This is a genomic window from Actinomycetota bacterium, from assembly GCA_035759705.1.
GTDB lineage: Bacteria > Actinomycetota > CADDZG01 > JAHWKV01 > JAHWKV01 > JAJCYE01.
The window spans coordinates 1-11165 of sequence record DASTUJ010000138.1 but is presented as its reverse complement, the minus strand read 5'-3'; the positions used below and the strand labels follow the sequence as shown (position 1 = coordinate 11165).

Below are 11165 nucleotides of genomic sequence, written 5' to 3'. Positions count from 1 at the left end.
GGTGATCTTCGAGGTTGAGCACACCACCCGCTACGACTACAGCGAGCCGGTCAAGCTCGAGCCGCTGGCGGTGCGCCTGAGGCCCCGTGCCGACCGTTCGCAGCACGTTTTGAGCTTCGAGCTGAACCTGGACCCGGCCCCGGCCGGGCTCACCGAGATCTCGGACCTGGACGGCAACGACACCGCGCTCGCCTGGTTCACCGAGGGGACCACCAGCCTGGAGATCTCCACACGCGTGCGAGCCGAGACCTTTCGTGCAAACCCGTTCGACTACATCGTTCTGGACCCGGCGCTGATCGAGCTCCCGATGCGCTACCCGGCGGAGGAGTCGGCAGCACTGGTTCGGTATATGCAGCCCGGCGGCGACCCTGCCGTGTCGGAGCTTGCCCGGGAGGTGCTGCAGTCCGCGGGGGGCGAAGCTCCTCTGTTTCTGACCCAGCTGTCGGGCCGGCTGGCGGCCGAGATCGAAGGTGAGGTACGGCTCCAGGGGCAGCCCCTCTCCCCGGCGGAGACGCTCAGCCGGGGACGGGGCTCGTGCCGCGATGCGGCGGTGCTCTTCATGGACGCCTGCCGGTCCGTGGGCCTGGCCGCCCGGTTCGTCAGCGGCTACCAGGAGGGCGACCCGGAAGTCGACGAGAAGTACCTGCACGCCTGGGCCGAGGTGTACCTCAGCCGGGTCGGCTGGAGGGGATTCGACCCGACTCTGGGGCTGGCGGTTTCGGACCGGCACCTGGCGGTGGCGGCAGGGCCGACCGCGGCATCCACCCTGCCGTCCGAGGGCTCCTACCGGGGAACCGCTCTATCGGCGATGAAGGCCGACTTGCAGGTGAAGGTGCTGCCTTGAGGAGCGGGTTAGCCGAACGGCGGTCGCTCCTCAAAAGCGTCCTTCGCCTCGTTGTCCAGCACCCGGATCACCGCGTCGTACATCCACTGGGCCTCCTCCGCAGAGTCGGCCACCGCGGTAAGCCCGGTTCGGCCGACCTCGGGTAGGGCGCTCACCATGTGGAACACCACCCCGGTCTGGGCCGCGTGGTCGAAGTGGAGCCGGTGGCGCACCACAATGTCGAAAAGGTCGTCCGGGGTGAAACCCCGGTACAGGGGCGACTCGACGTGGTCGGAGGCGACGAAGTACTTCCGCCGGCCGTTGGGGGCGACGAATATGCCCTGGTCGGGGACGTACCTGCCGTCGGTGAGGAACTGCAGCGTGAGGAACGGGTGCGTGGTCCCGCCCTGGCGCAGGTTCAGCTCGATCGCGTACGCCTCCCAGTCCCCGGAGGGGGTGCGGATGCATACGAAGTCGATGGCCGCCCGGCCCACCGCTCCCTCCTTGGCGAGCCGGCGCCCGATCTTTTCCGCCTCCTGCGTGATCTTCACCGCATAGGCCCGGTCGGCCGGGAACTGGCAGCCCTGGTAGACCTGCCCCGCCGGGCCCCCGAGCAGCTGGTCGTGGGTCGAAAGCATCTGCACGCCGCCTTGCGGGTCGATCAACATCTGGGCGCTGGGGCTGCGAACCTCGTCGCCGATCACCATCTCCTCGACGATTCCGCCCTCGTGCACGAACTGCTCCTCGAACGCCTGGTACTTGAATCCGATCTGGTCCCGCACCGCCCGCTCGATCGCCTCGGCTTCACCGGGGTCCCCCGGGGCGGGCAGCCCGCCGAGGTCGATGGGGGCGTTCCCCCAACCGCTAACCCCCTCGTTGGTCTTGACCAGCAGCTCCTGCATCCCCGGCTTCTCCGCCCGGAGCTTGGCGATTGCGGCGGTCACGTCCGGCATGGTCGCCAGGTCCTCGAAGCCCGCGGGGTGGGGAACCCCCTCCTCGGCGAAAAGGCGCCGGCAGCCGCTCTTGGTTCCGAGAGGCCCGAACCTGGGGTCGGCCCCCAGGATGGGCACGTCCATCTTCACCGCCAGCTCACGCTCCAGGTGGGTGGTGTTGAACGGGATGATGTAGGCCCGGTCCGGGTCGATCACCAGGCTCTTCAGGCGGGCGATCAGGCGCGGCCGCTCGAGCAGCTTCTCGGTCAGCGGCCGAAGTGTCCCGTCCAGTGTCGAGACCAGGAACAGTCGCTGGCGGGCGTGGCTCGCGATGACGCCGGGCAGCAGGTTCAGGTAGTAGTCGACAACGTTCGGAAGGGTCTGCTCGGAGGTGACGTAGACCAGGCGGGTGCGTGGGTTCCGCAGCAGCATGAAGAGGATGAGAAACCTCTCCTCGTACTGCTGCAGGCTCTCCAGCTGGCTGAGGACCGCGGCCTTGTAGCTGATCGACGGGATCACGAAGATGGTGTTCGGTGGCTTGTTGAGGTCGTCGGCGGTGCTCCAGAAGGGGGCCAGCTTCTTCTGAAGGTCGTCGAACCGGCCGAGGATCTCCGACTCTTCCATGCCCGGTCCTCCCGTCTTCGCCCGCAAAAAGCTGCAGCTTTCATTGTGAACGTTTCCCGGACGAGATCGGACTACACTTTCCGCATGCCTATCTATGAGTTCAGATGCTCCGCATGTGAAAAAGAGTTCGAGACGTTGATCTCGTCCGCCAAGGTCGACGAAGCCACCTGCCCGTCCTGCGGCGCCGGCCGGCCCCGACGCCTGATGTCGGTGATCGCCGGCATGGGCGGGCGCACCAGCCCCAACAACGTCGAGCGGGCGTCGGGCAACTCCGGGCCCGCGCCTTCGTGCGGCGCAGGGGCCTGTCCCAGCTGTAGCTGATCCGCCCGCGTAGGAATCCGACCGGGTTCAACAAGCGCGTGCCGGGTAACCTGAACCTGTGAGCACCCCACTTCCCTACGGCTCCTGGCCGTCTCCCATCACCGCCGACCTTCTGGTCGAGAAGGCAGTCACCCTCAGCTACCCCATGGCCCAGGGCGACGACGTGCTCTGGCTGGAGATGCGCCCGGCCGAGGCCGGCCGGTACGTGATCGTCCGCAGGGCGGCGGACGGGACGATCGGCGACGTTCTGCCGGAGGGGTTCGCCGCCCGCACCCTCGTTCACGAGTACGGCGGCCTGGCGCACGCGGTTTACGGCGAATCGGTCTTCTTCTCGAACTTCTCCGACCAGCGCCTCTACCGCCTCGACCCCGGCGAAGAGCCTCAGGCGATCACACCCCAGCCCGGCGAACCGATGTCCGAGCGATACGCCGACCCGGTGGTGTCCCCCGACGGCCGCTGGGTCGTCTGTGTCCGGGAGCGCCACACCGCCCAGGGGGTGGTCAACGAGATCGCAGCCATCTCGGCGGACGGGACCGACGACCCCCAGGACCTGTTCGGCGGCCACGACTTCTACGCCTCACCGCGCCTCAGCCCGGCAGGCGACCGCCTGGCCTGGGTGAGCTGGGACCACCCCAACATGCCTTGGGACGGCACCGAGCTCTGGGAGGCGCCGGTCGGGCCGAACCTGACGCTCGGCAAACCGCGCAAGGTCGCCGGAGGGCGGGACGAGTCGGTTACCCAGCCCCGCTGGTCCCCCGACGGGCAGCTCTACTTCATCTCCGACCGCAGCGGCTGGTGGAACATCTACGCCGACGAGCCGGCAGGCCCCCGATCGGTGGCGCCGATGGATTCCGAGTTCTCCGGGCCGGACTGGGTCTTCGGCCAGTCCAGCTACACATTCCTGGCCGGGGGTTCGCTGGCCGCGATCTGGGGAGAGGCGGGCCTGGACCGGCTCGGGGTCATGAAGCCCGGAGAGGACCGGTTCACGCCGGTCGACCTCCCGTTCACGGTTTTGAACTCGATCCGGCCGTCCCGGACGGGCGTGGTTGCGATCGCCGCCGGAGCCGCGCAGGCGCCGGCGGTGGTGGAGATCGACCTGCCCGAAGGCAACTCCCGGGTCATCCGGCGAAGCCGGGAGCTCACGATACCGGCCGAGATGATCTCCGAGCCCCGGGCCATCGAGTTCCCCACCGAGGGCGGGCTGACCGCCCACGCGCTCTTCTACGCCCCGCACCACCCCGAATACACCGGTGTCGAGGGCGAGCTGCCTCCCCTTATCGTGATCAGCCACGGCGGGCCGACCTCGGCGACATGGTCGGCCCTCAACCTGGGGATCCAGTTTTGGACCACCCGGGGAATCGGGGTGGTCGACGTCAACTACGGCGGCAGCACCGGCTACGGCCGCGAGTACCGCAGGCGTCTGAACGGAACCTGGGGGGTGGTCGACGTCGACGACTGCATCAACGCCGCCCGCTACCTGGCCGAGCGGGGCGAGGCCGACGGCGACCGTTTGGTGATCCGGGGAGGCAGCGCCGGGGGTTACACCACCCTGTGCGCCCTCACCTTCCGGGACGCCTTCGCCTGCGGGGGAAGCCACTTCGGGGTTGCCGACGCCGGAGCCCTGGCGGAGGACACCCACAAGTTCGAGTCCCGCTATCTGGACAACCTGATCGGACCGTGGCCCGAGGCCAGGGCGCTCTACGAGGAGCGCTCGCCCATCTTCCACACGGAACTTCTCGACACCCCGCTGATCCTGTTCCAGGGCCTGGAGGACAAGATCGTCCCGCCGGATCAGGCCGAGCGGATGGCCGGCGCCCTTCGCACCAAGGGAGTTCCCTTCGCCTACCTGGCGTACGAGGGGGAGCAGCACGGATTTCGCAAGGCGGAGAACATCAAACGCACCGCCGAGGCCGAGCTGTACTTCTACGGGCGGATCCTCGGGTTCACGCCGGCCGACGACCTGCCCCCGGTAGACATCGAGAACGCCGACGCGATAGCCGCCAGACCTTCGTGAGCCCCTCCGGGCTCGCGGCAGTCATCGGCAACTCGACCCTCTGGCGGGGACTCAGCCCCAGGAACTCCTCGCACCTGACGATCTTCGGGTGTTGCGCCGTTACATTTGCCGCAGTGCTGGCGATCCAGGTGATCGATGGCCGGGAGCCCGCTGCAGCCGTAGCGGTCGCCGCAAACGCCGCAGTGATGCTCTTTTTGTCCTGGGCGATCGCCCGGGAGCTTGACCCCGACTTCCCCCGCTCGGCCTTTGTGGCGGCGGCAGTTGCCGCCCTGATCCTGGCAGGCGGCAGCGAAGCGGCCGGAGCGTCGGTGGGCGTCCTGATGGCGCTGCGGATCGCCGGCCGCAGCACCGGCAAGCAGCCGAGCCTTCTTGACCTGGTGGCGGCGCCGGTTCTCGCCGCAGCCTTCGCCTGGCTTCCGCGGGGGTGGATCGGAGGGGTCGCAGTAGCCGTCGCCCTCGTCTGGGACACCCTGCTGCCCGAACCCGGCCCCCGGCGCAATCACGTTGGGGCAGCCCTGACCCTGGCCGCAACCGTCGCGGTCACGCTGTTCCGGGACACCCTGGGGACCGGGTTCGTCACCGGCGGTTGGCTCGGGTGGGCTGTCGTCGCAGCCGCCCTGGCCGCCTTCCCGGCGATCGGGCACTACGTCCCCCGGTCGAGGTGCGACCGGACCCGCCAGACCATCGAACCCGAACGGCTGAAGGCCGCCCGGCTGCTTGCCCTGGGCACCGGCCTGGCCGCTTTTGTGGTGTTCGGAACCGAGGCGGCACCGCTCCTGGCGGGCCTGTGGGCCGCAGTGATCGGCATCGCAATCTACGGCCGGCTGGCGCCCACCCGCTGACTCCGGCCCCATAACAGAATTTCGCGGGGTTTTAAAGGGGCTTTGCCGGGTACAGATGGATCAGACGAAAACATCGAGTTCGAAAGGAGGTGGGTCGTTTGTTCCTGAAGCGAGCAGAAATCGTGCAGCAGCAGATCTCCACCGATTGGACCTGTGCTTTTTGTGGCGAAGTCTACAAAGAGGGCGGCGAATGTTCTCGGGATGCCGAGCACTGGAACGAGTTCATGGACGCTATGAGCCGTCCCCGGCACGCCCACCTGCAGCGAGGCGCAGCCTAAACAAACAAACCCAACACGCCGGCGAAACTGAAGCAGGAGTAACCGGCGTGAGTTTCCCCTTCTTTTCGAACGTCCCTCCCCCTGCACCACCTGCCTTTCAGGCGCTTTGGCGCGGCCGTTTTGAGGGCTTCGTGCGGCTTCGGTCGTAGTATCGGCTGAGTTACCCCTCAAGACGAATCGAGCCGACTCCTTGGATAACGACGCGCCGCAAGAGCCTGCACCAACGCCGGTTGATGCCCCCGGGCTGAACGCCGCCGCTGCGGGGTGGCTGGTCTTCATCACCTCGGGGGCGATCCTCATGCTCGAGATCCTCAGCCTTCGCCTGGTGGCGCCCTACCTGGGGCTCACGCTGGAGATGAGCACCGGGGTCATCGGCTTCGCCCTCGGCGCCATTGCCCTCGGCGCGTGGTTGGGCGGACGCGCTGCCGACGCGGTGCCTCCACAAAAGCTGCTGGGCCCGATGATCCTGCTGGCCGGCATCCTGGTGTTGTTCGTTGGGCCCGCAGTGCGGTTCACCGGCGAGCAGGTCCGGGGAGGCAACGCCACCTCGGTTCTGGTAATGGCGGCGGTGTCCATCCTCGCCCCGGCCGCCCTGCTGGCGGCGGTCACTCCGCTGGTCGTAAAGCTGCGGCTGCAGGCTCTGGACGAGACCGGCCGGGTGGTCGGGCGACTTTCGGGAGTCGGCACGCTAGGGGCACTGGTGGCAACCTTCGCCACCGGCTTCCTGCTGGTCGCCGAGCTGCCCACGAGCCGCATCCTGCTGGCCCTGGGGGGCACGCTGATCGTGCTCGGGCTGATATTGACAGTCAAGCTGCGGGCCAACCGTGCGGCCTACGGGCTTTTGCTGTTCGCCGCGGCCGGAGTCGGTGCTTCGTCGTTCTTCCCTCCGCCGTGTGACGTGGAGACGGCGTACCACTGCGCCAAGGTGGTCGTGGACCCGACCCGGCCCTCGGGACGGACGCTGCGCATGGACACGCTCTTTCACTCCTACGTGGACATCGAGGACCCCTCCTACCTGGAGTTCTCCTACACCCGCTCATTTGCCGCGGTGATCGATGCAGCCAAGCCGGAGAAGCCGATAGATGCGCTTCACATCGGCGGCGGTGGGTTCAGCATCCCCAGGTACCTCGACTTCACCCGGCCCGGATCCGACAACCTGGTGCTGGAGATCGACCAGGGGGTGGTCGACCTGGATGTCAAGAGCCTCGGCCTGAAGTTGGGCGACGGCATCGAGGCGCACGTGGGTGACGGCCGGGTGGCTCTCAGAGACCAGGCCGACGCCAGCCGCGACGTCGTCGTGGAGGACGCCTTCGGCGGGCTGGCGGTGCCCTGGCACCTGACGACGGTCGAGACCGCCCAACAGATCCGCCGCATCCTGCGCCCGGACGGCATCTACCTGGTGAACGTCATCGACTTTGCGCCCCTTCTGTTCGCCCGGGCCGAGGCGGCGACGATCGCGGAGGTGTTCCCGCACGTCGCCCTGATCACCCGGCCCGACGTCGCCGCCGGCCGTAGCGGCGACAACCTCGTGATGGTCGGGTCGGAAAGCCCCCTGCCGGTGGAGGCGATCCGGGCCGAGCTGGCCGCTCGGGCGCCGGAGTTCACCCTGATCGAGGGCGATCGGTATAAGTCGTTCATGGGCAAAGCCCGGGTGCTGACCGACGACTACGCCCCGGTCGACCAGCTGGTGACCCTCCGGGACCAGTTCTAGACAGACGGCGTGACCATCTCCTCCACCGGGAAGCCGGCCCTCCACGCGTCGAGGCCTCCCTCCAGGGCCCACACCCGGCTGAACCCCTTCGACTTCATGTGTTGCGCCGCACGGGCGCTGGTGGCCTCGCTCGGTCAGGTGCAGTACAGGACGTAGGGCCGGTCCTTCAGCTGGTCGGAGACCCACTCGGGGATCGAGTCGGGCAGAACCCGGATGCTGCCGGGGATCTTCACCGCATCGCGGTCATGCTGCGATCGGGTTCGGACATCCACCACGAGCGGGGAGTCGTCGCTCTCCATCATCTCGGCCAGGCGGGCCGGGCTGATGCGGTCGGAGGTCTGCTCCTTCTGCTCGAACAGGCCGGTGGCGGTGCCGAAGCGCTCCTCCGCCAGCACCTCCGCTGCAACCTTGCGGCCGTACCAGGAGGACACCGGCGTCGCGCTGGCGCCGTGCCCCACAACCGACACCAGGACCACCATGCCGGTCACCGCCAGGAGGAACTCGCCCTCCGGCACCTCGCCTGCCACTACGAGCAGAGCGAAAAGCAGGGAGTTGAGGCCCCGGGGGCCGAACCAGGCGATGAACGCCCGGGCAGCCCGGCTGAGAGCGGCCTGCCGCACGCTGAGCACCAGTTCGATGGCGAGCGGCCGGGCCACGAAGATCACGATAGCGGCGAGGGCCAGGCCGCTCACCAGCGGGACCGAACCCAGCTCGGTCGAGAGCAGGGCGCCAAACAGGACGAACGTCAACAGCATCGAAATCTCCGCCGCAGCATCGCCGAACTCCAGGAAGCAGTCGCACAAGGTCTGGTCGAGGGCCGTGATCGCCAGGCCGGCAAAGAACGCAGCCAAAAAGCCGTCGCCCCCGACCGCGACCGCGGCGGCATATGAGCTCAAAACGAGGCCGACGCCGTAGAGCGCCTGGTACTCGCGCCGGACCGAGTGCCGGGCGTCGGCTCGTGCCATCAGCCAGGCGCCGACCGCGCCCACCGCAGCGCCCACGGCGGGTCCTATGACAAAGATCTTCAGGCCGAACAGCGCCCAGTCTCCGGCGCCGTTGCCGGAAGCGTCGCCCCCGGCCACTGCGATCAGGACGAGCAGGAGGGGCAGGACGATGATGTCGTTGGTCCCCGCCTCCACCGACAGGACCCGCCTCACCGGCCGCGGCACCCGGTCGTCCCGGACGACATCTCTGAGAACCACCGCGTCGGTGGAGGAGAGAACCGCCCCCAGGATGAAAGCGGAGATCGGCCGCACGTCGAACAGCAGGATGGCCGACCCGGCGACCACCAGGATCACAAGCGCCGTGCCGGGGCCGAGGACCAGCGCCGGGACAAGCCAGTCCTTGCGCGACCCGCCGCCCTCCAGGCTGAAGGCATCCATGAACAGGACCAGGGACAGGGTGAGCGCGGCGACGACCTCCAGCGACGGGTCGTGCACACCCACGTCCAGCACGCCGGCAGCCCCGAGCGCCAGGCCCAGCCCGAGAAAGATCATCGGGAACGATACCGGCCCCCGGTCGACCAATCCGGCCACCAGGCCGGACACGATCACGGTCACACCGATGAGGCCGAAGCCGGTTACCAGGTCCACGAAGCGCCTCCAGTCGGGGCGGGCACCATCTTGGTGGAGGCTACTCGGTTTTGGAAAACAGGATGCAGGCGACGCTGAGCAGCGCCATGCCGGTTCCCAGGACGATCAGGATGTCCATCCACGGCGGGACCAGCCAGCCGAACCAGGTGATGCCCCCGACCAGCGCACCGCCGGTCGCGCCCTCCGGCAGGAAGTGAAAGAACAGCGAGCGGGTGGCGTCCACGCCGTAGCTGAGCGGGTTGACCTTGGTGGCAATCGACAGCCAGGCCGGGATGTTGCCCCCGATGGGAAACAGCGAGCCCGACAGGAACATCAACGGGGTCAGCAGCAGCTGCATGACGGGCATCACCGTCTGCACCGACTGGACCCGGACCGCCAGCACCAGGCCGAAGGCGGTGATTGTGAAGGCGACCAGGAAGGTGAGCACGGTCCCCCCCAGCAGCAGCAGCGGGTGGTAGGGGATGTGCACCAGCCCGGCCAGCGAAAGGATCGCGATCCCCTGCAGGGTGGCGATGCTTGCGCTGCCCAGGCACTTGCCGATCACGATGCTGCTCCGCCGGACCGGCGCCACGAGCATCTCCCGGAGAAACCCGAACTCCCGGTCCCACACGATCGAGATCGCCGAGAACACCGCGGTGAACATCACGCCGGTGATCAGGACTCCCGGGAACAGAAAAGTCGAGTAGTCGGTCCCCTCCTCGGCGGGCACGACGGCCGCCAGGCCCTTGCCGAGCACGAAGAGGAACAGCAGCGGCTGCATGAGGCTCGACAGGATCCTGGCACGCTCGTTGCGGAACCGGATCAGGTCGCGCTTCCAGACGACCTTGATCGCCCGAAGCTCGTGGCCGAGACCCCCGCCCGGGGCGGAGACCGGGGCAATTTCCAGCTCGGGAGCGGCGGCCGCCGTGGTCACGAGCGCTTCCTCGACCAGGGCCCGGGGGGCATGCCGCCCGACACGGGTGCGTCGTCGATCCGGTTGCCGGTGTAGGCCAGGAAGACGTCGTCCAGCGTCGGCTTGGTCACCGTGACCGATTGCACCGAGAGGCCCAGCTCGAAGATCCGGGGCACAAAACCCTCACCGTCGTCGGTGAACACGTCCACCCCGTCCTTGGTGGCTATCGCCTTTACCCCCAGGCCGGTGATGATTGTCTCGGCGGCTGCGGTGTCGTCGGCGGTCCGGATACGGATCCGATCCTGGCCGACGCTAGCCTTCAGGCCGGCCGGCGACCCGAGGACGACGATCTCGCCCCGGTCGATGATCGCAATCCGGTCGCAGCGCTCCGCCTCGTCCATGTAATGGGTGGTGAGGAAGACGGTGATGCTCTCCTGGACCCTCAGCTGGTCGACGTACTTCCACAGAGTCACCCGGGACTGCGGGTCGAGACCGATGGTCGGCTCGTCGAGAAACAGCACCCTCGGGGAGTGCAGCAGGCCCCGGCCGATCTCGAGCCGGCGCTTGAGCCCGCCCGAGAACGTGGAGACCTTGTCCTTGCGGCGGTCGGCCAGGCCGACCATGTTGAGTACCGACTCCAGGCGCGACGCCACCGCCGCCCGGGGGATGCCGTAGATCTCGGCGTGGAACCTGAGGTTCTGCTCGGCCGTCAGGTACTCGTCCAGGGTGGGCTCCTGGAAGACCAGCCCGATGTGCCGCCGAACCTCGGTCCGCTCCTCGACCACGTTGTAGCCGGCCACCAGGGCGTCGCCCGAGGTCGGGCGGACGAGCGTGCAGAGTATCTTGATGGTGGTGGACTTGCCGGCGCCATTGGGCCCGAGGAATCCGAAGATCTCGCCGGCGGGCACCTCGAGGTTGATGCCCTTCACCGCCTCCAGCTCGCCGTAGACCTTCCGCAGTCCCCTGATCTCGATCGCAGGGCGGGCCGGCCCGGGGAAGGTCTCCGGCGCTTCCGGCGAGATGGTCGCTGACACGTCAACCATGCTCCCACATCCTGGTTTTACCGCCGTGGTTGCTGCCGGGAAGAAGGCGTGCGACATAAACGTTCTTTAGGGGTAGGGTGATATCAACAAGAT

At 68.0% G+C, this 11165-nt stretch carries 9 protein-coding genes; 5 read left to right on the top strand and 4 right to left on the bottom strand.

What is annotated here, in order from left to right; translation table 11 throughout:
• The first annotated feature begins 1 nt into the window (after position 1).
• Positions 2 to 844: a transglutaminase family protein gene (locus VFV09_09470; protein ID HEU4867945.1), complete on the top strand. Its 843-nt coding sequence runs from the start codon at positions 2 to 4 to the stop codon at positions 842 to 844.
• A gap of 8 nt (positions 845 to 852) precedes the next feature.
• Here the strand turns inward: VFV09_09470 and VFV09_09465 are convergent, their stop codons facing one another.
• Positions 853 to 2379, bottom strand: a complete 1527-nt coding sequence (locus VFV09_09465) for a peptide ligase PGM1-related protein (GenBank protein HEU4867944.1) — start codon at positions 2377 to 2379, stop codon at positions 853 to 855.
• Positions 2380 to 2463: 84 nt separating this feature from the next.
• On the opposite strand from VFV09_09465, the gene VFV09_09460 reads away from it, so the two are divergent.
• The 4 genes from VFV09_09460 to VFV09_09445 all read left to right on the top strand — a co-directional run bounded on the left by VFV09_09460 (position 2464) and on the right by VFV09_09445 (position 7545).
• Entirely contained in the window at positions 2464 to 2700 is a 237-nt protein-coding gene (locus tag VFV09_09460; GenBank protein HEU4867943.1) for a zinc ribbon domain-containing protein, read from the top strand.
• Between the two features lie 58 nt (positions 2701 to 2758).
• On the top strand, positions 2759 to 4714 hold the full coding sequence (locus VFV09_09455) for a prolyl oligopeptidase family serine peptidase (protein HEU4867942.1): 1956 nt from the start codon (positions 2759 to 2761) through the stop codon (positions 4712 to 4714).
• Positions 4711 to 5556 (top strand): hypothetical protein, encoded by an 846-nt coding sequence (locus VFV09_09450; GenBank protein HEU4867941.1) that lies wholly within the window; start codon positions 4711 to 4713, stop codon positions 5554 to 5556. Before VFV09_09455 ends, VFV09_09450 begins: the two co-directional genes overlap by 4 nt.
• Positions 5557 to 6024: 468 nt before the next feature.
• On the top strand, positions 6025 to 7545 hold the full coding sequence (locus VFV09_09445; protein ID HEU4867940.1) for a fused MFS/spermidine synthase: 1521 nt from the start codon (positions 6025 to 6027) through the stop codon (positions 7543 to 7545).
• Between the two features lie 134 nt (positions 7546 to 7679).
• Here VFV09_09445 and VFV09_09440 read toward each other — a convergent pair whose 3' ends face one another.
• From VFV09_09440 to VFV09_09430, 3 genes are read right to left on the bottom strand one after another with little or no spacing between them, the layout of a single operon-like run.
• Positions 7680 to 9137: a cation:proton antiporter gene (locus VFV09_09440; protein ID HEU4867939.1), complete on the bottom strand. Its 1458-nt coding sequence runs from the start codon at positions 9135 to 9137 to the stop codon at positions 7680 to 7682.
• 40 nt (positions 9138 to 9177) lie between these two features.
• On the bottom strand, positions 9178 to 10050 hold the full coding sequence (locus VFV09_09435) for an ABC transporter permease (protein HEU4867938.1): 873 nt from the start codon (positions 10048 to 10050) through the stop codon (positions 9178 to 9180).
• On the bottom strand, positions 10047 to 11072 hold the full coding sequence (locus VFV09_09430; GenBank protein HEU4867937.1) for an ATP-binding cassette domain-containing protein: 1026 nt from the start codon (positions 11070 to 11072) through the stop codon (positions 10047 to 10049). The genes VFV09_09435 and VFV09_09430 overlap by 4 nt, the downstream gene beginning before the upstream one ends.
• Positions 11073 to 11165: the final 93 nt, after the last annotated feature.

Excerpts from the sequence above, each read along its gene's own strand:
- VFV09_09465 (HEU4867944.1), bottom strand. The coding sequence starts at position 2,379 with ATGGAAGAGTCGGAGATCCTCGGCCGGTTCGACGACCTTCAGAAGAAG.
- VFV09_09430 (HEU4867937.1), bottom strand. The coding sequence starts at position 11,072 with ATGGTTGACGTGTCAGCGACCATCTCGCCGGAAGCGCCGGAGACCTTC.
- VFV09_09460 (HEU4867943.1), top strand. The coding sequence starts at position 2,464 with ATGCCTATCTATGAGTTCAGATGCTCCGCATGTGAAAAAGAGTTCGAG.